Annotated in this window: 20 protein-coding genes and 1 pseudogene; 1 reads left to right on the top strand and 20 read right to left on the bottom strand. The window is 63.5% G+C overall.

The genetic code is table 11. The features are described from left to right. Positions 1 to 43 precede the first annotated feature (43 nt). The 17 genes and pseudogenes from AC1M2K_RS16250 to rpoB all read right to left on the bottom strand — a co-directional run bounded on the left by AC1M2K_RS16250 (position 44) and on the right by rpoB (position 22,591). The gene (locus AC1M2K_RS16250; RefSeq protein ID WP_480241786.1) at positions 44 to 715 is read right to left on the bottom strand and encodes a hypothetical protein; all 672 of its coding nucleotides are present in this window, start codon (positions 713 to 715) and stop codon (positions 44 to 46) included. 2 nt (positions 716 to 717) lie between these two features. Next, on the bottom strand, positions 718 to 1,440 hold the full coding sequence (locus AC1M2K_RS16245; protein WP_480241785.1) for a hypothetical protein: 723 nt from the start codon (positions 1,438 to 1,440) through the stop codon (positions 718 to 720). Beyond that, positions 1,437 to 2,486: a type IV pilus assembly protein PilM gene (gene pilM, locus AC1M2K_RS16240; protein WP_480241784.1), complete on the bottom strand. Its 1,050-nt coding sequence runs from the start codon at positions 2,484 to 2,486 to the stop codon at positions 1,437 to 1,439. The genes AC1M2K_RS16245 and pilM overlap by 4 nt, the downstream gene beginning before the upstream one ends. Positions 2,487 to 2,510: 24 nt before the next feature. Beyond that, on the bottom strand, positions 2,511 to 2,972 hold the full coding sequence (locus tag AC1M2K_RS16235; RefSeq protein WP_480241867.1) for a prepilin peptidase: 462 nt from the start codon (positions 2,970 to 2,972) through the stop codon (positions 2,511 to 2,513). A 144-nt stretch (positions 2,973 to 3,116) separates the two neighbouring features. Continuing rightward, a pseudogene (locus tag AC1M2K_RS16230) lies at positions 3,117 to 3,401 on the bottom strand (prepilin peptidase); the annotation flags it as partial. Further along, entirely contained in the window at positions 3,401 to 5,209 is a 1,809-nt protein-coding gene (locus AC1M2K_RS16225) for a hypothetical protein (RefSeq protein WP_480241783.1), read from the bottom strand. The gene AC1M2K_RS16225 and the pseudogene AC1M2K_RS16230, both read right to left, overlap by 1 nt. Next, entirely contained in the window at positions 5,206 to 5,895 is a 690-nt protein-coding gene (locus AC1M2K_RS16220; RefSeq protein ID WP_480241782.1) for a type II secretion system protein, read from the bottom strand. The genes AC1M2K_RS16225 and AC1M2K_RS16220 overlap by 4 nt, the downstream gene beginning before the upstream one ends. Continuing rightward, positions 5,892 to 7,268, bottom strand: coding sequence for a type IV pilus modification PilV family protein (locus AC1M2K_RS16215; protein WP_480241781.1), 1,377 nt, complete (start codon positions 7,266 to 7,268; stop codon positions 5,892 to 5,894). Before AC1M2K_RS16215 ends, AC1M2K_RS16220 begins: the two co-directional genes overlap by 4 nt. An 87-nt stretch (positions 7,269 to 7,355) precedes the next feature. Further along, the gene (locus AC1M2K_RS16210) at positions 7,356 to 7,787 is read right to left on the bottom strand and encodes a type IV pilin protein (RefSeq protein ID WP_480241780.1); all 432 of its coding nucleotides are present in this window, start codon (positions 7,785 to 7,787) and stop codon (positions 7,356 to 7,358) included. A 179-nt stretch (positions 7,788 to 7,966) separates the two neighbouring features. Further along, positions 7,967 to 9,196 (bottom strand): type II secretion system F family protein, encoded by a 1,230-nt coding sequence (locus tag AC1M2K_RS16205; RefSeq protein ID WP_480241779.1) that lies wholly within the window; start codon positions 9,194 to 9,196, stop codon positions 7,967 to 7,969. Next, positions 9,197 to 10,792, bottom strand: coding sequence for a type IV pilus twitching motility protein PilT (locus tag AC1M2K_RS16200; protein WP_480241778.1), 1,596 nt, complete (start codon positions 10,790 to 10,792; stop codon positions 9,197 to 9,199). It abuts the gene before it with no gap. A 79-nt stretch (positions 10,793 to 10,871) separates the two neighbouring features. Beyond that, positions 10,872 to 12,542 carry a GspE/PulE family protein gene (locus tag AC1M2K_RS16195; RefSeq protein ID WP_480239193.1) on the bottom strand — a complete coding sequence of 557 codons (1,671 nt, stop codon included), beginning with the start codon at positions 12,540 to 12,542 and terminating at the stop codon, positions 10,872 to 10,874. Positions 12,543 to 12,688: 146 nt separating this feature from the next. Then, positions 12,689 to 13,450, bottom strand: coding sequence for a hypothetical protein (locus AC1M2K_RS16190; protein ID WP_480241777.1), 762 nt, complete (start codon positions 13,448 to 13,450; stop codon positions 12,689 to 12,691). A gap of 89 nt (positions 13,451 to 13,539) precedes the next feature. Beyond that, positions 13,540 to 14,181, bottom strand: a complete 642-nt coding sequence (locus AC1M2K_RS16185) for a hypothetical protein (RefSeq protein WP_480241776.1) — start codon at positions 14,179 to 14,181, stop codon at positions 13,540 to 13,542. 144 nt (positions 14,182 to 14,325) lie between these two features. After that, the gene (locus tag AC1M2K_RS16180; protein ID WP_480241775.1) at positions 14,326 to 15,015 is read right to left on the bottom strand and encodes a hypothetical protein; all 690 of its coding nucleotides are present in this window, start codon (positions 15,013 to 15,015) and stop codon (positions 14,326 to 14,328) included. 157 nt (positions 15,016 to 15,172) lie between these two features. Further along, a complete protein-coding gene (locus AC1M2K_RS16175; protein WP_480239189.1) occupies positions 15,173 to 19,054 on the bottom strand; it encodes a DNA-directed RNA polymerase subunit beta' in 3,882 nt (1,293 codons plus the stop codon). Positions 19,055 to 19,099: 45 nt separating this feature from the next. Next, positions 19,100 to 22,591, bottom strand: a complete 3,492-nt coding sequence (rpoB, locus tag AC1M2K_RS16170; protein ID WP_480239188.1) for a DNA-directed RNA polymerase subunit beta — start codon at positions 22,589 to 22,591, stop codon at positions 19,100 to 19,102. A gap of 391 nt (positions 22,592 to 22,982) precedes the next feature. Here rpoB and AC1M2K_RS16165 point away from each other — a divergent pair, with 391 nt between their 5' ends. Beyond that, positions 22,983 to 23,942, top strand: coding sequence for an endonuclease domain-containing protein (locus AC1M2K_RS16165; RefSeq protein WP_480241774.1), 960 nt, complete (start codon positions 22,983 to 22,985; stop codon positions 23,940 to 23,942). A gap of 80 nt (positions 23,943 to 24,022) precedes the next feature. On the opposite strand, the gene AC1M2K_RS16160 is transcribed toward AC1M2K_RS16165, so the two are convergent. Genes AC1M2K_RS16160 through AC1M2K_RS16150 form a run of 3 tightly spaced genes read right to left on the bottom strand, consistent with a single transcriptional unit; the run spans position 24,023 to position 26,252 of the window. Further along, positions 24,023 to 24,886 carry a 5-oxoprolinase subunit C family protein gene (locus AC1M2K_RS16160; RefSeq protein WP_480241773.1) on the bottom strand — a complete coding sequence of 288 codons (864 nt, stop codon included), beginning with the start codon at positions 24,884 to 24,886 and terminating at the stop codon, positions 24,023 to 24,025. Beyond that, positions 24,883 to 25,500, bottom strand: coding sequence for a 5-oxoprolinase subunit PxpB (gene pxpB, locus AC1M2K_RS16155; RefSeq protein WP_480241772.1), 618 nt, complete (start codon positions 25,498 to 25,500; stop codon positions 24,883 to 24,885). Before pxpB ends, AC1M2K_RS16160 begins: the two co-directional genes overlap by 4 nt. Next, a complete protein-coding gene (locus tag AC1M2K_RS16150; protein ID WP_480241771.1) occupies positions 25,497 to 26,252 on the bottom strand; it encodes a LamB/YcsF family protein in 756 nt (251 codons plus the stop codon). The genes pxpB and AC1M2K_RS16150 overlap by 4 nt, the downstream gene beginning before the upstream one ends. Positions 26,253 to 26,365: the final 113 nt, after the last annotated feature.

Below are 26,365 nucleotides of genomic sequence, written 5' to 3'. Positions count from 1 at the left end.
CGCGAACCGGAGAAGATTCAGCCGGATAACGAGTCCAGGCTTCCTATTCGTTCAACAGTACGTAGACGTACCCAGTTACCGTCGACGTGAACACGCCCGGCTTGTCATCCAGAGGCTGAATGACGATCTGTGTCGCCATGAACAGCCGCGGGCCGTGCTGCAGTTTGTCGATGAAGCTCCTGGCACCATCGCGGTCACCTTCCACCGCGACCTGGACTGGTATCGCAACGAAGTTCTCCGAGGTGATGCGGGAGTCGGTGATGGTCTTCGGCACGTCGGGCAGCGGTTCAGCAGCGGCCTCGACCGCGGCCCCTGCGTCCGTCGGTTCTTCGCCGTCCACTTCAACCGGTGGGATTGACGTCTCCGGGACCGTGTATTCGACGGCCTCGGCGACAGTCAGCGAGATGACCTTTGTCTTGCTGGCCGCCGCGAGGTTGTCGAGTTGGGTGAGAAACGCCGGCATCTGACCAACGGCAGGAATCGAACCGCGGAGTCCGGCGAGTTCCGTCCGGAGCTCATCGATGTTCGCGAAGTCGCCCTTGAGCTTGATGTTTGTCATTTCAGTCGCGGTGTTCTGAGCCTCGACCGCAAACCGTTGTTCATCCGCAGCTGCCTTCGCTTTGAGCTGCGGCTCCACGCCGACGAACCATCCGAGAGCGAGGATGCCGACCATGACGATCGCAGAGGCGAGAATCCAGATCTTTGTCTTGTCCATGATCAGTCTTCCTCCTTGGCGGTTTGATCCGACTCTGTCTCGTCCGCCGCCTCGTCGTCGGGCACTTTCTCGTCGTCAGGTACGAATCGCTCTGACCACGCGCCCTCGCCGATATGCATGGTCACGATGGTCTTGTACAGACCGGTCTCCTCATCGAAGGTGATTGAGTCCGGGTTTGCGTCCGTGAACCCAGGTAGTGTGCTCAGTGCGACCAACCAGGCGTCCGTGTCTGGCAGAGCCTTCGTGGCAGCGCCGAACGTGAGCGTCGCCACCCGCAAGCCCTGGAGCGGCGCGTCTGGCTGCGCATAATCAATGAGCGGGGAGGCTCCATCTATCGACACCTGGACTATCGCGACGTTCTTCGGCAAACTCTTCTCGATCTTGTTGAGATAGGCGTTCCAGTCGATCTCGGTCGCAGCCCCCACTTTCTGCCCCGCCTCGACCTTGGAAAGCTCTTCCTGAACGAGTCGCACGTCCGCGTACTCTTGCTGCTCTGCCAACAGTTCAGCGGTCTTTGCCTGAGCCGAAACCAGCTGCAGTTGGGAGGTGAGGGAAAAGTAGAAGCTCGTTCCAGTGCCGACGAAAACTAGCAGGACGACTGCTATCACACCCCAAATGAGCTTCCGTCTCGTGCGTCGGCCCTTGTGCTCCCGGCGAATCTCGGGCGGGAGGAGATCCGCCCGCGGCGGCGCGCCTACAGCGAGGGTCTCTACTGCCTTGCTCACGCTGCGCTCCCCAATGCGAGGCCCAGCGCCACGAGGACTGCGGACTGATTCATGCGAAGGCCGTCAGGTTTGACCGACTTCGAAAGGGAGAGACCGGCGAATGGGTCAATAGGCACGACTGCCGTTCGCGTCAACTCGGTGAGAGCATCCGGCAGACCGTCAAGTTGAGCTCCGCCTCCAGTAAGCACGATGCGCTCGACGGGAGCATCCGGGCGGGACTGGCTGAAGTAATCGAGGGTGTTACGGACGCTGCCGAGCAGTTCGCTTGTCACTTCATTTATGATCTCCATGGGCTGCTGAAATTGCGGCTCCTCCACGCGGGTGCGAAGGCCGACTCCGCGCTTCAGCCCTTCAGCCTGCGCAGTTTCGATCTCAAGCCGCTGGGCTAGCGCCGTCGTGAGATCGTCGCCACCCGCTGGAATGATTCTCAGAAACTGGGGAACGCCATCCGTGGCGATGACGAGAGTTGTCGCACTCGCGCCGATGTCAACGATGGCGACTGTCCCGGCTGCCTGGCCGTTGCGAAGGAGCGCTCGGGTGAGGGCGAACGGGATGAGGTCCACACCGGTCGTCGTCAGACCCGACTTCTCAACGGCACGGACGTTGCCCAGCACAGCCTCCTTGATCGCGGCGATGAGCAGGCCATTGACGACCGGCCCGCTGTCGGTCATTTCTTCGGAGACCGGGTAGAAATCCAGCATCGCTTCGCTCACCGGCACCGGCAACAGCTCTTGCACCTGGTAAGGCAGTGCCTCGCGAATGCGGGTCTGGGACATCTTCGGCACCGTGAGGTCACGTGCGAGAACCCTTTGGTTGCCCATCCCGATGACGACATTCTTGGTTTTGAAACCGCCGGTGGACCATAGACGTTTGATGACGGTGGAGACGGTATTTGGTTCGATCACCTCACCGCGGCTCACCGCTCCGGCTGGCAAGGGCAGTTCGGAGTAACGCAGCAGCGTCGGTTTTGCTTTGTCCGGGTCCTTGAGCTCGACAGCTCGAATAGCGACGCTTCCGATGTCGATTCCCACAACGCTCGTTGACATGATTCTCCTCTTGCTTTCCCGTACCTATGCCACGCCGAGGAGCGAGAGGTAGGAAGTCCATAATGTGGTGCCCGCGAAGGTGCCGGTCCAGGCGCCGGCGAGCATCCATGGGCCGAACGGGATGCCGCTCTTCCGGCCGGCCCTTTTCAGTACCATGAGCACGATGGCATAGAGCCCGCCGAGAAAGAATGCCGCAAATGCGCCAACCAGGAGTGCGCCCCATCCAACGAAGCCCAGGTAGAGGCCGAGCACACCGGCGAGCTTGACGTCCCCAAAACCCATGCCTCCCGGGTAGAGCATCGCCATGAGGAAGTACGCAGCCCACATGGCCGCCATTCCCACGACGCTGCGGACCAGTGCGTCAATGTCGCCGTGCACGATGCCGGCTGTCGCTAGAAGTACTCCGCCGACGAGGTAGCTGGGCAGGACGATCGCGTCGGGGAGCTTGTGCGTATCGAGGTCGATCAGCGCAAGGGATACACTCACACCCGCTAACCAGAGAAATGCGAGGAGCACGAGCACGTCGCCGACAAGTTCGCCGGTCGGACCGGTCCCACCCGTGGCGATCGAGCCTGTCGAACCCCCGCGGGTCGGGCTCGCCGAGACCACCCACCACCAAGCCGCAACTACGGCAAAGAAGACGCCGACGCCGGCCTCGACCAGTGGGTAGCGAGCTGAGATAGGTTCGCTGCACGAGCGGCATCGACCTCGGAGCGCCAGCCAGGAAAGCACTGGGACGTTGTCGTACACCTTGATTCCGGATCCGCAGCCCGGACATGCGCTGGGCGGAGATACGACAGACATCCCGTTGGGTACTCGATAGACGACGACATTCAGAAAGGAGCCGACGAGCAAACCGAACACTCCCACCAGGACGGCAACCGTGATGAGCAGTGAAGAAGTGGCGACATCCATCAGCCGGCCGACCCATCCGCCTTGAATGCCGCGGACACTTCCACCAGTTCGCTGATCCCGTAGGACGTCGACACCGGTGAGAGGAACTTGGGCGGAGCCATGAATCTGAATCGAGGGTCGTAGTTGTACTCCTTCACATACCCAGAGCCGGACGTCGTTGCGACAGTCCCACGGAACTTCTGTGAGATCGCGCCCTTCACGGTCAACTTGCCACGCGAACTCCCCAGGTCGTGATTCTGCACGACGAAGGTATGTGCGACCGACAGGATCGCAGCGCTGATCGTGCGGTTCGCCGCCAGTGCGAAGTGGCTCTTGAGCTCCTTACAGGTGCCGTTCTTGATTCCGTTTCCGCTGTTCGAGTAATACTCGTCGCAGATTAGCGGGTTCCACACCCACACGGCGTTCTGCCCGACGATGCCGAGCATGTCGGCGGTGTCATCCGCGTATGTGACGTCGCCCGTGACGTAAACATAGTTCTCGGCAGCAACGGTCACCTGGCCGCCGAGCTTCCCCTTCACGTAAACGTCACCGTTGCGGCATCCGTAATGCGCGGGTTCTGCCCAGGGGATGACCTCGTCTGCAAGCGGGAACCTGTTCCCACCGAATGACCAGCCCTTCTTGCCTGTAGCAGTTACGCAGGTGAATCCATCGCGAGTGGCCGTCGGGGCCGTGTAGTTCGGGTCATTCGAGAGTCCAGGAACGTTCTGCACGAAGATGAGATTTTGCTCGATCACTGTGATCGTTGCGCCTCCCGCCGACCCAAGCGACCCTGCGCCTGTGCCGGGAACGCCGCATTCGGGAGGAGTTGTCCCGGTTGTCGCCGGAGCACCGGCGATTCGTGTCTTCACAGTGAACGGCGACTTCACGTTCATCTTTCCGCCGTCGAGGAACGTGATAACCGTGGGACCGGTGTAGAGGCATCCGGGACGAGTCACCGCGTCGCTGAGGTCGGTTCGAGTCTCGGAGCGCATCTCGGAGTTGGTCGCCGGCATGCCGATACTCGTGCTGAACTCAGGGGAGCCCGGGACATCGAATGTCGGCGTGCACCCGGAACTCGTGACTTTTCGGTAGATCGGGAGTTTGTTGTTCGAAGTCGTGACCTGACCCTTGAACCGGGTGCCGCAGATGAGCAGAGTGTCGTTGGAATGCATCGGCCCGTTGATCACGTCGCCTGGAGCGAACTGGATCTCTGAGCAGTCGCTATCGTGCTCGTTGTCGTTCTGTTCCCATGCGTGGGTGACGTCACACTTGCTGTTCTGCTTCTGCGCCGGATCGACGATCTCATAATCGGTGAAGTAGAGAAAATCGATGAACCCCTGCTGCTTGACGTTGACCACGAGCGTTCGAATGGACTCGCCGACACGCCCTGTCGCACGAAGCCGCAGGATGCCGGACGAAGAGTACTTCGAATTGTCGACCTCGTAGCGGTAGCTCGCCTTGCCGTTGCTCCCCGACACGGTCGCCCATGATCCTCCGGTACCCAGCCCGAATGCTGGGTTGACCAAGGACCCGGTCGGCAATTGGAGTTCGCTCCCTGAGCTGAACGGAGCGAGCTTGTCCCCGTACTTCACGTAGGCGTTGTCGTTGGACAATTTGGATTTGTAGTCTTCAACCCCTGCGTACGCCGCGGCCATGGCGGCATTCCAGTCCGCGTCAGTACTTGCCTTGCGAAGGCTGCTGATCGAGAACGCCGTACCGGTCGCGATGAGCATCATCAACACGGCGCCGATGACGATGACCATCACCAGTGCGGCACCCTGCTCGTCCCGGCCCCGATCGAACTTCGAGAATCGGCTGTGTGCGTTCATGTAACCACCCGGTGGAATCCGAGGTTGGGTATTCCAACCGTGTTTTGCAGGGTAACTCGGTGCTGGTCGGTGACTCCTTCTTCCTGAAGGGTGAGGGTCACTTTCACTGCGGCGATACTGCGTCGCTGGTCGTCGCTGAGAAGAAGGCCCGGCAACGCTGTTCCATCGGCCGCGACATACGAGAAGAGCGGGCCGTCGGTTCCCATCGGAGCAATAGACGTCGCGAGCACACGGGTCGAGGAGGGCGGAGTGCTCAGCGAGTCGAATGTCCAGTAGCCCCCAGTAGTCGGTTTGGCCGCCCATTGTTTCTCGACAAGTTGTCGCTTCGCGTTGAGGTAGAGCTGCACCCTGACGGGTGTCTGCTCGCTGGATTGGAGGTTCACGAATGCGTACATCGTGAGCGTTTCGGCCTGCGCCACCACGAAGGCAGGGTCGTTGATTTCGCCCTTGACCGGATTCTCGGTGCCGGCACGGATGAGACGCGAGGTCTGGTTCATTGCGTTCGAGGCCTGCTTGGTGTTCGTGTTGAGTGACTGTGCCAAGCTCATCGTCCGTGTGGTACTAACAAAGAAGCCGACGACCATCGTCGAGGCTATGCCGAAAATCAGCACGGCGACGATGAGTTCACTGAGGCTGATTCCCGCCTCGCCACGAAGCCTGGCTCCCGGGGTTCGCGGACGCATCATGGCGTCACCACCTGCCGCGGATCCAGCATGACGGTGCCGTCGAGCTTGATCGTTGTGCCCGTTGAAGAAGGTGGCACCGAAAGGACGCTCGACCCAACAGAAGATCCGCCAAGCTCGATTTTCCAGGTGCCGTATGGCAGCGCCACCACCGTGCTTGAGCTCCCCGCCAGATTCGTGAAATTCAGGGTCTGTGCGAGGTCGCATCCGGGGTCACCGCTCTCCGGATCGGCTGCGGTCGACACCGCACGCAGCGTGGTCGCCGAGGTACCGGTGTTCTTCACGGTCACGACGCCCATTGGTACGTCGACCGTCGCGCTCCCGGCAGGGCCGGTTGTGACGATCGCCGGCGGAATCCCGCTGACCGGCGACCCCGTTGTGTTCGTCCCATCAGGCCAATTCGTTGGATTGATCGACGCGCAGGCCATCGAGGTGTCGCTCGCCGAGGAATACTTACCGGCCAGGACCTGATATCCGCCGGTGAATGGGTGGAGATCGAAGGTGCGACTCGCGGTTGCGGTCGCGGCCTGATTCAGGTAGATCCCATACGTGCTGACCAGGCTCGTGTACAGGTCTGTAGGAATTCTTGGCGGCGAGACAGTGTAGTTTGTGGCGTACTTCGCTGTGACTGTTCCAAAGTAGTCGAATGCGAAACCGGCGGATGCCGTTGCGCCGGCCGCGACGACGGCCTTTTGACTTTGGGGCTCCGTCTCCTGCTTCTCGGTCACCGAATTCGTTCGAGCGATCTTCACCGTGTAGGTTCCCGGCTTGACCTTCAGAATGTAGGTGCAGCCTTCCGCGTCAGTGGGGAGAATCGTTTCGGTGATCGCCGCTGCGCCGGTTGCGGCAACCGGAGTGGCCGTCACGGTGACATTCGAACTGCCGGTGCCTCCGGCGTTTCTCACCCGCACAAGGATGGTACCGAGAGTGGGGTCGTTGATCTTCGAAGATGGCGCGAGGACGGTGTCTGCCTGGACGGGCGTCGAGCTCATCATCCCGGGCCACGTCACGGTGACGTTGATTCGCTTGTACTGGAGGGTACCTCCGCCGACGCCGCAATCGGCGGCGACTCCCGTCGCGGTGACCCAGTCCGTCGAAATTTTCATGGTGAAGACCGTGCTGTTAACGGTTTGAGTCTTCGTCCTGTCGTAGAGGTCGAAGACGTCTTCGATCGAGCGAGCGAGGTCGATCTCTTGCGCGGCGAGGTTCGCCGCGACCTCCCGACCTCGGGCATCCCGTGTCACGGAGAGTACCGACACCATCGAGTACGCAACACCGACGGCGACGAAAGCGAAGATCATCATCGCGACAACAACCTCGATCAGTGTCATCCCAGCTTCAGAATTTGAAGAAACAACGTCGCGGATGCGTCGCATGGCATTCACCTCCTTGGTTCGGGTCGAAGGGGCTGGAAGCTAGATAGGGCGCCGCCTACTGGCGGCGCCCTATCTAGGAGTTGGTGCCTACGGGCAGACGCCGTCTTCTACACCCTTGTTCGCAGTGATGCGGAAGATCTTGGTTACATCGTCCTTGCGGTGTGCATCGATGCAGAGCGCGTCGATATTGGCACCCTTGATCGCCAGACCCTCGGTGTTCTCGGACTCAGTGAGGCCGTACTTCGTCAGCGCCGTCTTTTCGTCGGCGACTGTCAGGGCGGGCATCTTGTTCTTCTCGGTGTAGAACGCCGTGACGGCGATCTTCGCGTTGGTGAGGTCGGACTTGACGGCGCTGTCCTTCGCGCTGTTCTGAACTCCGATGTAGATCGGGATGGCGATCGCGGCGAGGACGCCGATGATGATCACGACGACCAGGAGCTCGATCAGGGTGAAGCCCTTTTCTTTTTCCTGGATGGCCTTGTAGCGTGCCGCGAGTGCGGCGGTGATGCGAGAAACCATGAGGCTTTCCTTCTGATTGAGGGGTACTGGCTGGTGCGTTTGGGAGGACCGGATTGGCCTGCCGGTCTCCGACTTTAGGGGAGCCAGATCGCGGGTAAAGACACGCCTATGGGGGTGAAATGAGCATTTCTCGCCCCCAGAGCGGGGGCTGATGAGCATTAAGCTGAGTGATCCTCAGATTACTTGACCACAGTGGCAATGCTGAAAATCGGGAGGTACAGCGCGACGATCATGCCGCCGACAACGATGCCGAGAAAAGCGATGAGCAACGGCTCGATCAGCGACGTCAACGAGTCGGTCATTGTCTTGACTTCCTGGTCGTAGAAGTCAGCGATTTTGTCGAGCATCTGCTGCAGCGCTCCGGAGTCTTCGCCGACCGCGACCATCTGGATCACCATGGGCGGAAATACGGCCTCCTCGGCCAGTGGCGCGGCAATCGATTTGCCTTGCCGCACCGAGTCGGCGACGCCCTTGAGCGACCGTTCGATGACGTAGTTCCCCGACGTCTCACCCACGATCTGGAGAGCCTGCAGGATGGGCACGCCGGCCCCGATCATGTCCGCGAAGTTGCGCGAGAACCGGGCGACCGCGAGCTTGGTCATAAGCATGCCGAAGACGGGGATCTTGAGCTTCAGCGGGTCCAGGAACCTTCTCACGGCCTCCGTGTGCTTGTTCTTCTTCCACCAGATCGAACCGACGATTGATACGACGAGGATGAGAGGCCCGAGCCAGATCATCTGTTCCGAAAGCGTGACCAGGATTTGGGTCGGAATAGGCAGACTTCCGCCCAGACCCTCAAACATGGTTTTGAAGACGGGCACGATGAAGATGAGCATGCCGGCGACAGCGATAAGGACCATGCCCACGACGACGACCGGGTAGGTCATGGCGCTCTTGATGGTGTTGCGGAGTTCGGTCTCCTTCTCGAAGTTCTTCGCGACGGTGTCGAGCGCCTTGTCGAGGAAGCCGCCGGTCTCCCCCGCCTTGACCATGTTGATCATGATCGGCGGGAAGTCGCGGTCGTGCTTCCGCATCGCCTCTGACAACGACATGCCGGTCTCGACGTCGTCGCGCACGGTCACGAGGATCTTGGCCAGCGGCTTCGACTCGGTCTGTTCGGCGAGAATCGACAGGGTCCGCATGAGCGACAGACCGGCACTCGTCATGGTCGACATCTGTCGGCTCATGATGGCGAGGTCCTTGAGCGTCACACCCTTGGAGAACCCGGGGATCGTGATCTCTTTGCTCAGCCCCGTGCCATCCGGAGCGGCATCGATCGATACGGGAGACAGACCCATCGTGCGAAGTCGGGCCGCGACGGCAGCCTCGCTCGTGGCATCCACCTTGCCCTTGACGATCTTGCCCGCCGCGTCACGGCCCTTGTACGCGTAACCGACTGTGCTGGCCATCTACCGCTCCAATTTCGCTGAGTACGAATCTCCGAAATCGATTCCGCCGGCCTGCATGGCACGCGTCGACTGCTCGGTCGGCGACTGAACGCCGTGCAGCATGCGCTGGAAGCCCTCAGGATCGTGCGCCTTGGCCTCAGCGGCCTGCCGGGTCACCCGCCCGCTGTTCACGAGCTCAGCGAGGTGCTGGTCCATCGTGTGCATGCCGAGTTCCTTACCCGCCTGCATGGAGGAAAGGATCTGGTAGGTCTTGCCCTCACGGATGAGGTTCGAGAGCGCAGGCGTGATGATCATGACCTCGGTGGCGACGACTCGGCCCGAGCCGCTCGCCTTGGGCACGAGAGTCTGGCTGACCACTCCCTGCAACGTGCCCGCCAGCTGCGTTCGCACCTGGTCCTGCTGGTGCGACGGGAACACGTCGATGATGCGGTCGATCGTCTGCGCGGCATCCTGCGTGTGCAGTGTGGCGAAGACGAGGTGGCCGGTCTCGGCCGCGGTCAGAGCCACCGAGATCGTCTCGAGGTCACGGAGCTCACCGATGAGGATGACGTCAGGGTCTTGCCGCAGCACGTGCTTGAGCGCGTTCGCAAAGCTGTGCGTGTCTGCCCCGACCTCACGCTGGTTGACGATCGACTTCTGGTTCTTGTGCATGAACTCGATCGGGTCCTCGACCGTCACGATGTGGTCGGCACGCGTGCGGTTGACGAGGTCGATCAGGCCGGCCAGCGTCGTCGACTTTCCGGAACCGGTCGGACCGGTCACCAGAACGAGCCCGCGGGGCAGCGTGGCGAACCGACTGACCGAGTCGGGCACGCCGAGGTCGCTCAGCCGCTTGATCTCGGTCGGGATGAGACGGAACGCAGCGCCGATCGCGGCACGCTGCATGTAGTAGTTCACGCGGAACCGGCTCTCCTCCGTCAGCGTGTGCGCGAAGTCCAGCTCGAGGTGCTCCTCGAAGATCGCGAGTTGCTTCTCGTTGGCGATCGCCCGGAGTTCGGCGTTGATCTTCTCACGCGTCCACGGCGCAGCGCCCTCGATCGCCTTGAGCCCGCCGTTGACGCGGATCATGGGCGGCGCATCAGCCGTGACGTGGAGGTCGGATGCGTTGAGGCGCACGACCGTGTGCAGGGCCTCAGCCAGGCTGACGGCGCGCAGTGCAGCCGGCTCCGGTTCGGCCTGGCCGTAGCTGGAGCGGCCAGCGGATGCCGCCGCCTCCTGCTGCAGGCGGTTCACCTCGCTCCGGCTCGCCGGCTGGTCGGCCTGCGACGGATACGTCGACGGCGAGTATGCGGTGTACGCCGCGGTCGGCAGGTCGGCCTGCGCGAACGACTGGGCCTGGGCCTGTTCCTGGTCGGGAGCGCCACTCCGGCGGTAGTCGGCGACGGGCTCCTGCGCGGCCGCAGCCGCTTCGTAGCCGGTCGGTACGGCGGGCTCCGGCTCGCGCGGAGAGTCTGCACCACGGGCGAACGCAGAATTGTCGAGATCCTGTAAGGATGCGGCAGCGTCCGCCCGGCTGCGACGTCGGATGCCCGGCGTCCAGCCCTCGACGTTGGCCCCAGGGGGCAGGATCGGGATCTCGTAAATTGGGTCGCTCAAGCGTCACTCCCTCTGTGTGCTTTTTGCTGTGTGTGCAGTTGTGCGGTGCGCGATGTGATTTGCAGAAAGGTGTGTGGCACTAGACGACGACCCGGAGGATCTCTTCCAGTGAGGTGAGTCCCATGGTCGCCTTGGTGAAGCCGTCCTCACGGAGGGTGAGCATCCCCTGCTCACGAGCGACTCGGCCGATCTCGGCGCTGGACTTGCGGGCGACGGCGAGGCGCTCGATCTCCTCGGTGACCGTCATGACCTCGTGCAGCGCGAGACGGCCACGGTAGCCGGTGTTCGAGCACTGCTGGCAGCCGTGCGGCACGAACAGGCCAGGCATCCGCCGTGAGATCTCGGTCTGCGGGAACTTCAACCGGTCGAGGTCCTCCTGCGAGTACTCGGCGGGCACCTTACAGCGGTCGCAGAGCCGGCGGGCGAGTCGCTGGGCGACGACGCAGTCGAGTGCGGACCCGACGAGGAACGGTTCGATGTCCATCTCGGTCAGTCGCACGACGGCACTCGGCGCATCGTTGGTGTGCAACGTCGACAGCACGAGGTGACCGGTGAGGGAAGCTTCGATCGCGATCTGCGCGGTCTCGTGGTCACGGATCTCACCGAGCAGAACGACATCGGGGTCCGACCGCAGGATCGATCGCAGCGCGCTGGCGAAGGTCAGTCCGGCCTTCGGGTTCACCTGGACCTGGTTGATGCCCTTCATCCGGTACTCGACCGGGTCCTCGACCGTGATGACGTTGATCTCCGGCCGGGCAACCGTGTTGAGCGTCGTGTACAAGGTCGTCGACTTGCCGGACCCCGTCGGTCCTGTGACGAGGATCATCCCGTACGGCTTCGTGTACGACGTCTTGTACGCCTCGAAGTTGCGGTCGAGGAGCTGCAGGTCGCGCAGGTCGAGGCTCGTGTTCGAGTTGTCGAGGATACGCATGACGACTTTTTCGCCCCACACCGTCGGCAGCGTCGCAACACGGAGGTCGATCTTGCGGCCACCGTGCATGACCGACATACGGCCGTCCTGCGGTTTACGGCGTTCGGCGATGTCGATCTCGCTCATGATCTTGAGCCGGGAGATGACACCGTTCTGGATGCTCTTGGGAGCGCTCTGCATTTCGTGGAGCACGCCGTCGATGCGGTACCGCACCCTGAGCTCGTACTCACCGGGCTCGATGTGGATGTCGGACGCGTTGTCCTGGATGGCCTGTGAGACGAGGAGGTTCACGAAGCGGACGATCGGTGCCTCGTCGTCATGGACGTCGCCGATGCCGAGGTCGGTCTCCTGCGGCGCGTTCTCTTCCTCGAGCGTCGTGGTGAGGTCGCTGAGTTCGCCGTCTGCGCGGAGGTACCTGTCGATGGCGGCGAGCAGGTCGGCGCGTTCGGCGAGCACCGGCTCGACCTGGAGGTGGGTGGCGGCACGCACGTCGTCGATCGCGAAGACGTTGCCGGGGTCGACCATCGCGAGCTTGAGCACTTTGCCGTCGAGGCCGATCGGCAGCACGTCGTGCCTGCGGCAGAGCACGGACGGCACAAGAGTGACGGCGGTGCGGTCGACCGGGTACTCGAGGAGTTCGACGAATCCGATCCCGGCCTGTGTCGCCCTGGCGCGGGCGAGCTGCACCGGGGTGACGAGACCCTGGGTGACGAGACCGGTGATGGCCGACTCGTCGTCCGCCTGGTTCCGCGACACCCGTTCGAGCTGGTCGAACGGCAGAATGCCCTGAAGAATCAGGGTTTCCATGATGGATGCCATTTCGATCACCTCCGGGTACAGGCAGCTTTGCAACGGTATCCGCGGGGCGAACAAGCGGCACAGTCCCCCGTTGGGGATTTGGCAGCCCCCATTCGCGTGACGCATGGTCGGAACGACGGATGCCACGGCATCCGTTCTCGGGGAAATCAGCCCCAGAGCGTGGCGACCATATCCGCGGTGTACCCCGTCGGCGTGAAGTTCGACCAGAAGGTGCAGAGCCAGATGTTGCCGCGCAGGAAGTGCGACTCACCCCAGGCCTCGCCGTCTCCCACGCTCTTCATGGTGCAACGGGTGCCGAGTGCCTGCTCGTAGCAGGTGTAGTCGGCCGCCCTGAGCGCTCCCAACGCTGACGCGGATTGCGCCTTCGTGACTTCGTTGGCCTGGGTCAGCAGGCCGAAGTGTCCAGCGCTCCCCCACGTGCAGACAAGTCCTGGCAGCCCGATCTGGTGCGCGGCGACCGTCTCGGCCTTCGAGAACGGCGGCTCGAGGGTGGTGCCGTCGTTGAGCGGGAGTTCTTCGTCGACAGACAGGTAGGTGTACATCGAATCGCTGTAGAGACCGGAGCAGTCACCGGGCAGAACCGCGGCATCGGGATCCGGCGGAACGACCGGCGGTGGCGGCGTCGGGGGCGGTGATGGTGCGACGGGCGGCGTCGAGGGCTCGGGGGTCGGTGACCGATCGGGCGACCATGGAGTGGGCCGTGCCGTGGAGGTCGGCCCGGCAGAAGGCGTCGGGGAGGGCTGCGAGACCGGCATCCCGCTGACGGCGACGGCGGTCACAGTCGAGACGGCCACCAGTCCGACCACCGCGATCACGAGCCAGACGGTCGTCCACCGGTTCCGTGGTGACCTGTTCTCCTCTGCTGCCGGGGTGGGCGGACCCGCCGCGTCCCGATCGTCGTCGGACATGGCTCCCCCTTCGCTCAGCGTGTGCTCAAGCTAGCGAAAGTCGCGATCCGGCAACAGCCGTCGGGATCACGATTGGGTGTCAGGTCCGGCTACGGCCAGAGCGCCTCAACCATGTTCTCGGTGTAGCCCCGCACCGGCGCGTTCAGCCAGAACGTCGACAGCCAGATGTCATCCCGCAGGAAGTGCGACTCGCCGAGAACGTTGCCGTCGGTCTCCTCCCGGATCACGCAGCGCGTGCCTTCCTGCTGGTCGTAGCAGTCGAAGTCGGCGTTCTCCATGATCGCGAGCGCCTGGGCGGACTGTTCCTGGGTCACGTGTGCGACGGCCGTCACGATGCCGGACTCACTGGCGCCACCCCAGGTGCACTGCAGGTACTCGAGCGACCGGAGGAGTTCTTCGAGCTCGTCGGTGTTCGAGAAATTGGGATCCGTCATGGTCGGGTCGTTGAGCGGCGGGTGATCGTTCTGCAGCCGCTCGAGCATCTCAGGCAGGTACATCTGCTCGCAGGATGCCGGGATGACCGTCCCGACCGGCTGCGCCGTTGCGCCGGTCGACGGGGTCGGCCGCGGCGCGGTGGTCTCGGTGGTCGGATCGCCTGAGCTGTCGGGAGTCGGGGCTCCTGAACATCCGGAGAGGATGCCCGCCGTCAGGAGGGAGACGGCGCCGAGCACCGCGAGCCGACCGATCACACGACTGCGCCGTGTGCCCGCACGTTGAGCGGATGTGAGCATGAGGTCCCCGTTTCGAAACTGTCCTTCGACTCGCGAGCCTACCGGCGCATCCGGAGAACGAGAAAGCGACCACGCGTGATGACGACGCGACAGCGAACGGATGCCGTGCCACGGCATCCGTCTGTCGTCGCTACGGTGCCGGCGTCACTCGCCCCAGAGCACGCCGATGATGTCGTCGTTGTAACCCTCGATGTCGATGTTGAGCCAGAACGTGCTGATCCAGATGTTGTCGCGGAGAAAGTGCTCCTCACCCATGATCGTGGCGCCGTTCTCCTCGTTGATGGCGAGGCCTTTCGAGCAGGCCGTTCCACCGCGGTGGTCGACGCACTCGAAGCCCGCCTCCTTGAGCAGCAGAAGGGCCTGTCCGGCCTGGGCGGAGGTGACATCGTTGATCGACCCGAGGATTCCTTCCTCGCCCGCACCAGCCCACGTGCATCTCAGTTGCGGCAAACCGGCGCGGATCGTCTCGAGCGCCTCGTCCTTGAGCACGGATGAGTCAGCAACGGTTTCGTCGTTCAGCGGGTTCCACGGGTACTCCGTCCTCAGGGCGAAGTACTCAGGACTGAAGGCATCCTCACACTCGGCGGGGAGCGCGACTGCCGGTGGTGACGGCGTTGCTGTCGGGGTGGGCGACGGGTCCTCCACGACGGGTTCAGCCGGCGTCGACGTGGGTGACGCAACCGGGTCCGCGCCTGCACCGCCGGTGAAGACGAACACTGCAACAACCGTAAGGGCGACGACCAGCACCGCTGCGGCTACGATCGCGAGAACACGCCCCCGGCGTGGCGCACCGACCGGGTCGATGCTGATGGGGTTCTGGTCTGACGTGGTCATTCTCGCCTTCGATCGAGGGGTGTGGCCCAACACTAGTGGCGGCTCTGGCCCGAAAGACCGCTGGTCAGATCACGATTCCGCATCGCCTTTCCCTCGCAAACGCCAAAGGGCCCCGGCGCAATGCCGGGGCCCTTCAACTCTTACCGATCAGTACAACCTAGTTGTACGTTCCCGGGGTGAAATCGTCGTTCGAGAAGGTGTCGAAGTCGACGAAACCGAGGTCGGACTCGTCGAATACACCATCCGTTGCGAAGATGCGGTTCGGGTAACGCTCAGCCTTGGCCTCTTCCGTCGCCTCAACGGTGACGTTGCGGTACTTGCCGAGGCCAGTACCAGCCGGGATGAGCTTTCCGATGATGACGTTCTCCTTGAGGCCGAGAAGCGGGTCGCTCTTGCCCTCCATGGCGGCCTGCGTGAGAACGCGGGTCGTCTCCTGGAACGAGGCGGCGGACAGCCACGACTCGGTCGCAAGAGAAGCCTTGGTGATACCCATGACTTCCTGGCGGGCGGATGCGGTCTTCTTGCCCTCGGTGAGCGCAGCGCGGTTCAGCTCGTTGTACTTCATCCGGTCGACGAGCTCGCCGGGCAGGAGCCCGGTGTCACCGTGGTCAACCACGGTCACCTTGCGAAGCATCTGACGGACGATGACCTCGATGTGCTTGTCGTGGATCGGCACACCCTGCGAGCGGTAGACGCCCTGGACGCCACCGACGAGGTGCTTCTGCACTTCGCGGACACCGAGAACCCGGAGAACTTCCTTCGGGTCGACGGCACCGAGGTGCAGCGGCTGGCCGAGCTCGACGTGCTGGCCATCCTCGATGAGGAGGGTCGCACGCTTGAGAACCGGGTAGATCACGGGCTCGTCGCCGTTGTCAGGCGTGAGGATGATCTTCCGGCTGCGGTCGGTGTCTTCGATGTTGACACGGCCGGCAGCCTCGACGATCGGCGTAGCACCCTTGGGGGTACGGGCCTCGAAGAGCTCCTGGACGCGAGGAAGACCCTGCGTGATGTCGTCAGCGGATGCCGAACCACCGGTGTGGAAGGTACGCATCGTGAGCTGGGTTCCCGGCTCACCGATCGACTGTGCCGCGATGATGCCGACGGCCTCTCCGATGTCGACGAGCTTTCCGGTGGCGAGCGAGCGGCCGTAGCAGGCAGCACACACACCGACGGCGGACTCACAGGTCAGGACCGAGCGCACCTTGATGTTCTCGACACCTGCCTCGACGAGCTTGTCGATGAGGACGTCGCCCACGTCGGAGCCGGCTTCGGCGACGACGGTGCCCTTGGGGTCGATGGCGTCTGCGGCGAGTGAACGGGCGAACACGGAGTTCTCCACGTTGGCGTCACGCACAAGCGTTCCGGTCGAATCCAGTGCGGCGATCGTGAGCTCGAGACCCTTGGTCGTTCCACAGTCGTCTTCGCGGATGATGACATCCTGCGAGACGTCCACGAGACGACGCGTGAGGTAACCGGAGTCAGCGGTACGCAGAGCCGTGTCAGCCAGTCCCTTACGAGCACCGTGGGTTGCGATGAAGTACTCCGCAACCGACAGGCCCTCGCGGTAGGACGAGATGATCGGGCGAGGGATGATCTCACCCTTCGGGTTGTTCACCAGGCCTCGCATACCCGCGATGTTGCGGATCTGCAGCCAGTTACCACGAGCACCCGATGTCACCATGCGGTTGATCGTGTTGTCCTCGGGGAAGTTCGCCCGCATGGCCTCTGCGACCTTTTCGGTCGCTTCGGTCCAGATCTTGATGAGCTCCTGGCGACGCTCGGCATCGGTCGTCAGACCCTTGTCGAACTGACCCTGGACCTTCGCGGCCAGCTTCTCGTAGCCCTGGACGATCTCGCGCTTGTTCGGCGGGGTGAGAACGTCGCTCAGTGCGACGGTGACGCCGGAACGGGTTGCCCAGTGGAAACCGGCATCCTTGATGTTGTCCAGCGTTGCTGCGACGACGGTCTTCGGGTACCGCTCGGCGAGGTCGTTGACGATCGACGAGAGCTTGCCCTTGTCGGCCACATCTTCCACGTACGGGTAGTCCGCGGGGAGCGCCTCGTTGAAGAGGGCGCGACCGAGGGTCGTCGTGACGAGGGAGACGCCGCTGCCGTCATAGCCTTCGGGGGCGAGGCCCTTACCGAAGGTGATGTCGTGCAGGCGGATCCGCACCTTGGCGTTGAGGTCGAGCGACTTCTGGTCGAACGCGAGAATTGCTTCGGCGATCGAGGAGAAGGCACGGCCTTCGCCCTCGACACCCTCCTTGAGGGTGGTGAGGTGGTGCAGGCCGATGATCATGTCCTGCGTGGGCAGGGTGACCGGGCGGCCGTCAGACGGCTTGAGGATGTTGTTCGAGGCGAGCATCAGGATGCGAGCCTCGGCCTGGGCCTCAACCGACAGCGGAAGGTGCACAGCCATCTGGTCACCGTCGAAGTCAGCGTTGAACGCAGCACAGACGAGCGGGTGCAGCTGGATGGCCTTACCCTCGACGAGCTGAGGTTCGAACGCCTGGATTCCGAGGCGGTGGAGCGTAGGTGCACGGTTCAGCATGACCGGACGCTCGCGGATGATCTCTTCGAGAACGTCCCAGACCTCTGGGCGGCTGCGCTCGACCATACGCTTCGCGGCCTTGATGTTCTGAGCGTGGCTCAGGTCGATCAGGCGCTTGATGACGAACGGCTTGAACAGCTCCAGGGCCATCTGCTTGGGCAGACCACACTGGTGCAGCTTGAGCTGAGGACCGACGATGATGACCGAACGGCCCGAGTAGTCGACGCGCTTTCCGAGCAGGTTCTGGCGGAAGCGACCCTGCTTGCCCTTGAGCATGTCGCTCAGAGACTTGAGGGCGCGGTTACCCGTTCCGGTGACCGGACGACCACGGCGACCGTTGTCGAACAGTGCGTCGACGGCCTCCTGAAGCATGCGCTTCTCGTTGTTGACGATGATCTCGGGGGCACCGAGGTCAAGAAGTCGACGCAGACGGTTGTTGCGGTTGATCACACGACGGTAGAGGTCGTTGAGGTCGGAGGTCGCAAAGCGGCCACCGTCGAGCTGGACCATCGGGCGCAGCTCCGGCGGGATCACCGGAACGACGTCGAGGACCATGGCGGCCGGCGAGTTGCCGGTCGACAGGAACGAGTTGACGACACGGAGGCGCTTGATGGCGCGGATCTTCTTCTGACCCTTGCCTTCGGCGATCTGCGTGTGCAGCAGCTCGGACTCGGCGGCCAGGTCGAAGCTGAGGAGGCGCTTCTTGATCGCCTCTGCACCCATGAACGCCTCGAAGTACAGGCCGAAACGGTCCTGCAGTTCGTGGAAGACGGCATCCTCAGGCTTGAGGTCGCCGACCTTGAGTCCACGGAAGTCGTCCCAGACGCGCTCGAGGTGAGCGATCTGCTCGTCGTACGACTTGCGGGCCTGGCTCATCTCCTTCTCAGCGGCGTCCTTGGTGCGACGCTTCTGGTCAGCCTTGGCGCCTTCTGCCTCGAGGGCAGCGAGGTCGTCTTCGAGCTTCTTCAGACGGTCGGCGATGCGGGAGTCCCGCTGGTCGCCGAGGGTCTTGATCTCGAGGCGGATCTCGTTCTCGAGTCCGGGCATGTCCTGGTGACGAGCATCCTCATCGACCGAGATGACCATGTACGCGGCGAAGTAGATGACCTTTTCGAGGTCCTTCGGCGCCATGTCGAGCAGGTAGCCCAAGCGCGAAGGAACGCCCTTGAAGTACCAGATGTGGGTGACGGGGGCAGCCAGCTCAATGTGCCCCATGCGCTCACGGCGCACGGACGACTTGGTGACTTCCACTCCACAGCGCTCACAGACGATGCCCTTGAAGCGGACACGCTTGTACTTGCCACAGGAGCATTCCCAGTCACGGCTCGGGCCGAAGATCTGTTCGCCGAACAGACCGTCCTTCTCGGGCTTCAGGGTGCGGTAGTTGATGGTCTCGGGCTTCTTGACCTCACCATACGACCAACGACGGATGTCGTCGGCGGTAGCCAGGCCAATGCGAAGCTCGTCAAAAGTTGTTACGTCGAGCAATTTCTCTCCTAAAGAAAGGTCTCTGAAATCTTCTGTCGGCCAGGCTTAGATCTCGTCGATTGACGAGGACTCGAACCTGGAGGAAATGTTGATGCCGAGCTCTTCCGCAGCGCGGAAGGCGTCGTCATCCGTGTCTTTCAGGCTGACCGCGGTGCCGTCGGCAGACAGCACTTCCACGTTCAGGCAGAGAGACTGCATTTCCTTGATCAGAACCTTGAAGGACTCGGGGATACCGGGCTCCTGGATGTTCTCACCCTTGACGATGGCCTCGTACACCTTCACGCGGCCGAGGATGTCGTCCGACTTGATGGTGAGGAGTTCCTGGAGCGCGTATGCGGCGCCGTAGGCCTCGAGGGCCCACACTTCCATTTCACCGAATCGCTGGCCACCGAACTGAGCCTTACCACCGAGCGGCTGCTGGGTGATCATGGAGTACGGTCCGGTCGAACGAGCGTGGATCTTGTCGTCGACGAGGTGGTGCAGCTTCAGGATGTACATGTATCCGACCGAGATCGGTGCCGGGAACGGCTCACCGGAACGGCCGTCGAACAGGTTGGCCTTTCCGCTGGAGCCGATGAGGCGGTCGCCGTCACGGGTGACGGTCGTCGAGTCGAGAAGACCCGCGATCTCTTCCTCGGATGCACCGTCGAACACGGGCGTCGCAACCTTGGTTCCTGCAGGTGCACTGTGTGCCTCCGCCGGAAGGTTCTTCGCCCACGTCGGCTTGCCTTCGACCTTCCATCCCTGCTGAGCGATCCAGCCGAGGTGGAGTTCGAGGACCTGGCCGAAGTTCATTCGACCCGGGATACCGAGCGGGTTGAGGATGATGTCGACAGGGGTTCCGTCCTCGAGGAACGGCATGTCTTCGACAGGCAGGATCTTCGAGATGACGCCCTTGTTGCCGTGACGACCGGAGAGCTTGTCACCCTCGGTGATCTTGCGCTTCTGGGCGATGTAGACGACGACGCGACGGTTGACGCCCGAGCCGAGCTCGTCGTCACCGTCTTCGGCGTTGAACTCCTTGACGGCGATGATCGTGCCGCGCTCACCGTGGGGAACCTTCAGCGAGGTGTCGCGAACTTCGCGGCTCTTCTCGTTGAAGATCGCGCGGAGCAGACGCTCTTCGGCCGAAAGCTCGGTCTCGCCCTTGGGCGTGACCTTTCCGACGAGGATGTCGCCTGGGCGGACTTCGGCGCCGATGCGGATGATGCCGCGCTCGTCGAGGTCCTTCAGGAGCTCCGGGCTGACGTTCGGAAGGTCACGGGTGATCTCTTCCTTGCCCAGCTTGGTGTCGCGCGAGTCGACCTCGTACTCCTCGATGTGAATCGAGGAGAGGGTGTCGTCCTTCACCAGGTTCTGGCTCAGGATGATCGCGTCCTCGAAGTTGTGGCCTTCCCATGACATGAATGCCACGAGGAGGTTCTTTCCGAGGGCGAGCTCGCCGTTCTCCGTTGCGGGGCCGTCAGCGATGACCTCGCCGACCTCGACACGGTCACCGGCGGAGACGATCACGCGGTTGTTGAAGCTCGTCCCCTGGTTGGAGCGGTCGAACTTGCGGAGGTAGTACTCCTGTGTTCCGCCTTCGTCGAGCTGGATGGTGACGACCTCGGCTGAGACCTCGGCGACCACACCGGCCTTGTCGGCTGTGATCACGTCGCCGGCGTCGATGGCTGCGTAGCCCTCCATACCGGTTCCGACGATCGGCGACTCCGAGCGGAGCAGCGGGACAGCCTGACGCTGCATGTTGGCACCCATGAGTGCGCGGTTTGCATCGTCGTGCTCGAGGAACGGGATGAGGCTCGTCGCGACAGACACCATCTGGCGAGGCGAAACATCCATGTAGCCAATCTCACCTGCGGGGAAGAGGTCGACCTCTCCACCCTTGCGGCGAGCGAGGACGCGGTCCTCGGTGAAGCGGCCGTCTGCCTTCAGCGGCGCGTTGGCCTGGGCGACGATGAAGTCGTCCTCTTCCATTGCCGTGAGGTAGTCGATGTCCTTCGTGACCAGTCCGTCGACCACGCGACGGTACGGGGTCTCGATGAAACCGAACGCGTTGATGCGGGCGAACGACGCGAGCGAACCGATCAGGCCGATGTTCGGGCCTTCAGGGGTTTCGATCGGGCACATGCGTCCGTAGTGGGACGGGTGAACGTCTCGCACCTCGACGCCTGCACGCTCACGTGACAGACCACCCGGGCCAAGAGCCGACAGGCGGCGCTTGTGGGTGAGGCCCGCGAGCGGGTTGTTCTGGTCCATGAACTGCGACAGCTGGCTCGTTCCGAAGAACTCCTTGATCGCGGCGACGACGGGGCGCACGTTGATCAGGGTCTGCGGGGTGATCGCTTCGATGTCCTGCGTGGTCATGCGCTCGCGGACGACGCGCTCCATGCGGGACAGACCGGTGCGGACCTGGTTCTGGATGAGCTCGCCGACGGCGCGGATACGACGGTTACCGAAGTTGTCGATGTCGTCGATGTCGAGGCGGATCTCCGCCTTCTTGCCGTCACGGAGACCGGTGAAGCTGGTCTCGCCCGAGTGCAGGCGCACCAGGTACTTGATCGTCTCGACGATGTCGTCGACGGTCAGGACCGAGTCGCTGAGCGGGGCGTCGAGGCCGAGCTTCTTGTTGATCTTGTAACGGCCGACCTTCGCGAGGTCGTAGCGCTTGGAGTTGAAGTAGAAGTTGTCGAGAAGCGCGCGAGCGGCCTCAGCGGCAACCTGCTCTCCCGGACGGAGCTTGCGGTAGATGTCGCGGAGCGCATCTTCCTTGGTGAGGATCGTGTCCTTCTCGAGGGTCAGCTCGATCGACTCGAAGCCCTTGAACTTCTCCATGATGTCTTCGCTGGTCAGGCCGAGGGCCTTGAGGAAGACGGTGACCGACTGCTTGCGCTTGCGGTCGATGCGAACGCCGACCTGGTCACGCTTGTCGATCTCGAACTCGAGCCATGCTCCGCGGCTCGGGATGATGCGGGCAGAGAAGATGTCCTTGTCGGACGTCTTCTCCTGGTTGCGGTCGAAGTAGACACCGGGGCTGCGGACGAGCTGCGACACGACGACACGCTCGGTGCCGTTGATGATGAACGTGCCCTTTTCGGTCATGAGCGGGAAGTCGCCCATGAACACGGTCTGAGTCTTGATCTCACCGGTGAGGTGGTTCATGAACTCGGCCTCGACGTAGAGAGGAGCGGCGTAGGTCTTGCCACGCTCCTTGCACTCGTCGATCGAATACTTCTCCGGCTCCAGGAAGGGGCTGGTGAAGCTCAGCTGCATCGTCTCGCCGAGGTCCTCGATGGGTGAGATCTCCTCGAAGATCTCGTCGAGGCCGGAGTGAGTCGGCAGGTCCTGGCGGCCGGCCTTCGTGGCTTCATCGACGCGTGACTTCCACACGTCGTTGCCCACGAGCCAGTCAAAGCTCTCGGTCTGCAAAGCAAGCAGATCCGGAACCGTCAGGGTGTCGGTGATCTTCGCGAACGACAGACGCGATGCGTCGCGGCCGTTCTTGGGTGAGTTGGTGGATGCGTTGCGCGCAGCAGCCAAGGAAATAACCTCCGTGGGCCCTCGTACAGGCTCTAGTTACTGGTAGTAATGGAGAACTCGTCAAACGCCATCAAAAATGGTGCGTCTTTCTTGAGAAAGAAACACTGGGCCGACCGCAATATGAAGGCATGGGGAACGTCTGGGAGCGCAAAGATCAACTATAGGCCTTCTGACGCGCCGTGTCCAGCAGAATCCTTGACGGAGATGGATCACTGCGGTATAACGCCCCGCGAGTTGCTGACTTTGCGGTAGTCGCGGGCACCCGAAACCCCAGCAAACCCAGCAATTCGCGGGCAGTGAGGGTCCTCCCCAGAGTACGTTTGCAGAACGGTTGATTCACAGAAACCGCTCAGCCCGGTCGTCCGGTGGCGCATCCGGTGACGCTGTCGGCATGACCGCACGAAACCCACTCCCTGACGCTCTCGGCCGCGGCCCGTTCACTGTCGCCGATGCGCTGTCCCTCGGGGTGACGCGGGACCGCCTGGCCGCCACCGACCTCATGAAGCCCTTCGCTGGCATCCGTATGCCTTCCCGTGCACCCGTTCCTCGCCCACAATCGGTCGCTGACTGGATGACGGTCTTCTCCCGGCATCAGGACGAGAATCGATTCCTGTGCAATGCCTACCGACTGCGGATGCCCGACGGCGCTTTCTACTGCGGACCAACCGCAGCACTTCTCCAGGGGCTTCCGCTCCCCTACTGGCTCTCTGCTGATCGCCGACTCCACATCGGGCTGCCGGATGATTGCCGCGCCGTGCAGGTCGTCGGTGCGGTAGGCCACAGCTATCGCATCGACCCTGCGCAGGTCACGAACAACGACGCCGGGCGCCTGACGACGCCGGAACGAACCTGGTGTGACCTCGGGCGAATGCTTCGCCTTCCCGATCTCGTAGCCGCCGGCGATCACCTCATCCGCCGCGACAATCCGTCGACGACAATCAGTCGGCTTGCGGTCGCGGTTGCGGGCAACAAGGGCCAGCGGGGCGTCAAGAACCTGCGCGTGGCCTTGTCTCTTCTCAACGACAGGGCGGAGTCACCGAAGGAGTCCATCCTTCGGGTCGAACTCGTCCTCGCCGGGCTTCCTCACCCACAGGTCAATGTGGACGTCTTCGACGCGTTCGGCCGGTTCATTGCGCGCGCCGACCTGTTGTACCGCCGGTACGGCCTGATTCTTGAATACGAGGGGCTGCAGCACCTCCTGGACCCGAATCAGTGGCAGCACGACATCGAGCGCATCCGAAAGCTCGAGGACGCGGGGTGGAGGGTGATCCGTGTGACGCAAGCGGATCTGAAGGATCTCCGCGGCTTGATCGTGCGTATCAACACCCATATCCGCACCCGGGGCCTCTGACCACGCGAGTTGCTGGCTTTGAGGTGGTGCGGGTGCCGCGGGACCCCCTCAAACCCAGCAACTCGCGTGGAGCTTGGGGCTCAGCGCGCGTGCCTGAAGCGCACCTGCTGCCCAGGACGCAGCTGCGCGAAGACATCGAGAGCGTCGGATGCCACGACCGCGATCACCGGATAGCCACCGGTCACCGGGTGGTCGGCGAGGAGCACGGTGGGCTGCCCCGACGGCGGCACCTGTATCCCGCCGGCCACCATCCCCTCGCTCGGCAGCTCTCCCCGGTCGAGCCGAGGGAGCTGCGGGCCATCGAGTCGCGCACCGACCCGGTTCGACGCTGCGCTCAGCGCCCACGTCGAGGAGAACAGCAGGTCGAGCGCAGAAGCGGGGAACCAGTCGTCCCGCGGCCCGACGACGAGCGCGACCTCGACGGTGCCGGAAAGCGGCGGGCTCCAGGGGGCGACATCCAGCGTCGGCACCGGCACGGTCGCCGCACCGCCGATCGGCAGCACGTCGCCCTCTGCGATCGGGGCCGGCCCGATCCCGGAGAGGATGTCACGCGAGCGCGACCCGAGGACGGCGGGCACGTCGATCCCGCCGCGGACGGCGACGTAATACCGCAGGCCCGAGTCTGCGGGCCCGATCTCGAGAACACTTCCGGCCGGAACGGCCACCGGATGATTCGGGTCGATCGGCTCCCCGGCCACGCGTGCCGCTCCCCACGCGCCGGTGACGGCGATCCAGGCATCCGTCTCGAACACCGCCGAGAAACCACCGACGGTGATCTCCAGCCCTGCAGCGTCTTCCGCGTTGCCGACGAGGCGGTTGGCCAGTCGAAGCGCACCCCGGTCGAGCGCACCGGACCCGCTCACACCGATCGCCGCATGCCCTGGCCTGCCGAGGTCCTGCACCGTGGTGAGCGGTCCTGCGGCCAGCACCCTGATCCCGGTCACGACGCCTCCCGGAACCGGACCACTCGCCCGGGGGAAAGAAGCGCGGGCTCAGCCTCCGCCTCGTCCCACACCGTCGCATCCGTCCGTCCGATGAGCTGCCACCCACCGGGCGACGAACGCGGGTAGATCCCGGTGAACTCGCCGGCGAGCCCGACAGACCCGGCCGGCACGCTCGTGCGCGGACTGCTGCGCCGCGGCACGGCGAGCACTGAGGAGTCGGTCACGAGGTATCCGAACCCCGGCGCGAATCCGACGAAGGCCACTCGCCAGACGGATGCCGTGTGCACGTCGACGACCTCCCGTTCGCTCAGCCCGACGAGGGCTGCGACCTCGGCGAGGTCCTCCCCCGCGTACTCCACGTCGATGGTCAGCTGCTCGTCGTCGGCGATGGTTCCGCGCGGAGCGGGCGGGGTCGTGCGGATCCAGCCGGCCACGCGATCGGCCGCGACCACCTCAGGGTCGAAAGTGACGAGAACGGTGCGGGCAGCCGGGACGATGTCGACGATGCCGTCGGGGCGGGCCCCGGTGAGCGCCACGTGAAGGGCGACGACCGCATCGAGGTCGTCGCAGTCGACGAGGATCCCCCGGTCGCCGACGGCGTGCATCGCCCTCATACGACCGCCCTCACCTCGACGCCTGCCCTGGCGAGCGCCCTCCGGACCGCCGACGCCACAGCGACGGAGTCCGGGGTGTCTCCGTGGACGCAGAGCGAATCGACGGCGACAGACAGCACAGTGCCGTCGAGCGAACGCACGGTGCCCTCGGTCACCATGGTGACCGCCCGCCCGGCGATCTCGTCCTCGCCACGCAGCACGGCACCCGGCCACTTCCGCGGGGCGAGGGCTCCGTTCCGCTGATATGCGCGGTCGACGAACGCCTCACGGATGAAGGGCAGGCCGTGAGCTTCGGCAGCGACCTCGATCCGGGAACCAGGCAGTCCCATGAGCGGAAGGCCGGGTGAGAATCGGGCGACCGCCGTCGCGACGGCATCCGCCCTGCGTTCGTCGTGGACGATCCGGTTATAGAGGGCCCCGTGCGGTTTGACGTAACGGATGCCGGTGCCCGCCCGCTCCGCGTGTCCGGCGAGCGCCGTCAGCTGCTCGAGAATCTCGTCGATGAGCACGGCGGGGAGGACCTCGATGTCGGCACGGCCGAAGTGCGCCCGGTCGCGGTACGAGACGTGGGCGCCGACGCTGACGGAGTGTTCGACGGCGAGCAGGCAGGACGCGAACATCGACTCCGCATCACCAGCGTGAAAACCGCAGGCGATGTTCGCACTGGTCACGAGCGCGAACAGGGCGGCGTCATCGGCCGTCGGCTGACCGTCGACGGTCTCGCCCAGGTCGCTGTTCAGGTCGACGCGCATGACTTCAGGCTAGCCCCGCCCTGCCCGCCCGTCAGGATGTGTTGCAGACCGCACGGATCCGGTCCTTCGCCGGGAGATGTTCACCGGCATCTGCAGTCCGCTGCCCTCTGGAG

The organism is Mycetocola sp. Y171, assembly GCF_056713165.1.
This window is presented reverse-complemented; position numbering and strand designations above follow the sequence as displayed.

Bases quoted from the DNA above. Each gene is read 5' to 3' on its own strand.
- pilM (WP_480241784.1), bottom strand. From the start codon at position 2,486: ATGTCAACGAGCGTTGTGGGAATCGACATCGGAAGCGTCGCTATTCGA.
- AC1M2K_RS16250 (WP_480241786.1), bottom strand. From the start codon at position 715: ATGGACAAGACAAAGATCTGGATTCTCGCCTCTGCGATCGTCATGGTC.
- pxpB (WP_480241772.1), bottom strand. From the start codon at position 25,500: ATGAGGGCGATGCACGCCGTCGGCGACCGGGGGATCCTCGTCGACTGC.
- AC1M2K_RS16215 (WP_480241781.1), bottom strand. From the start codon at position 7,268: ATGCGACGCATCCGCGACGTTGTTTCTTCAAATTCTGAAGCTGGGATG.
- AC1M2K_RS16220 (WP_480241782.1), bottom strand. From the start codon at position 5,895: ATGATGCGTCCGCGAACCCCGGGAGCCAGGCTTCGTGGCGAGGCGGGA.
- AC1M2K_RS16185 (WP_480241776.1), bottom strand. From the start codon at position 14,181: ATGCTCACATCCGCTCAACGTGCGGGCACACGGCGCAGTCGTGTGATC.
- AC1M2K_RS16210 (WP_480241780.1), bottom strand. From the start codon at position 7,787: ATGGTTTCTCGCATCACCGCCGCACTCGCGGCACGCTACAAGGCCATC.
- AC1M2K_RS16225 (WP_480241783.1), bottom strand. From the start codon at position 5,209: ATGAACGCACACAGCCGATTCTCGAAGTTCGATCGGGGCCGGGACGAG.
- AC1M2K_RS16195 (WP_480239193.1), bottom strand. From the start codon at position 12,542: ATGGCATCCATCATGGAAACCCTGATTCTTCAGGGCATTCTGCCGTTC.
- AC1M2K_RS16205 (WP_480241779.1), bottom strand. From the start codon at position 9,196: ATGGCCAGCACAGTCGGTTACGCGTACAAGGGCCGTGACGCGGCGGGC.
- AC1M2K_RS16190 (WP_480241777.1), bottom strand. From the start codon at position 13,450: ATGTCCGACGACGATCGGGACGCGGCGGGTCCGCCCACCCCGGCAGCA.
- AC1M2K_RS16165 (WP_480241774.1), top strand. From the start codon at position 22,983: ATGACCGCACGAAACCCACTCCCTGACGCTCTCGGCCGCGGCCCGTTC.
- AC1M2K_RS16150 (WP_480241771.1), bottom strand. From the start codon at position 26,252: ATGCGCGTCGACCTGAACAGCGACCTGGGCGAGACCGTCGACGGTCAG.
- AC1M2K_RS16180 (WP_480241775.1), bottom strand. From the start codon at position 15,015: ATGACCACGTCAGACCAGAACCCCATCAGCATCGACCCGGTCGGTGCG.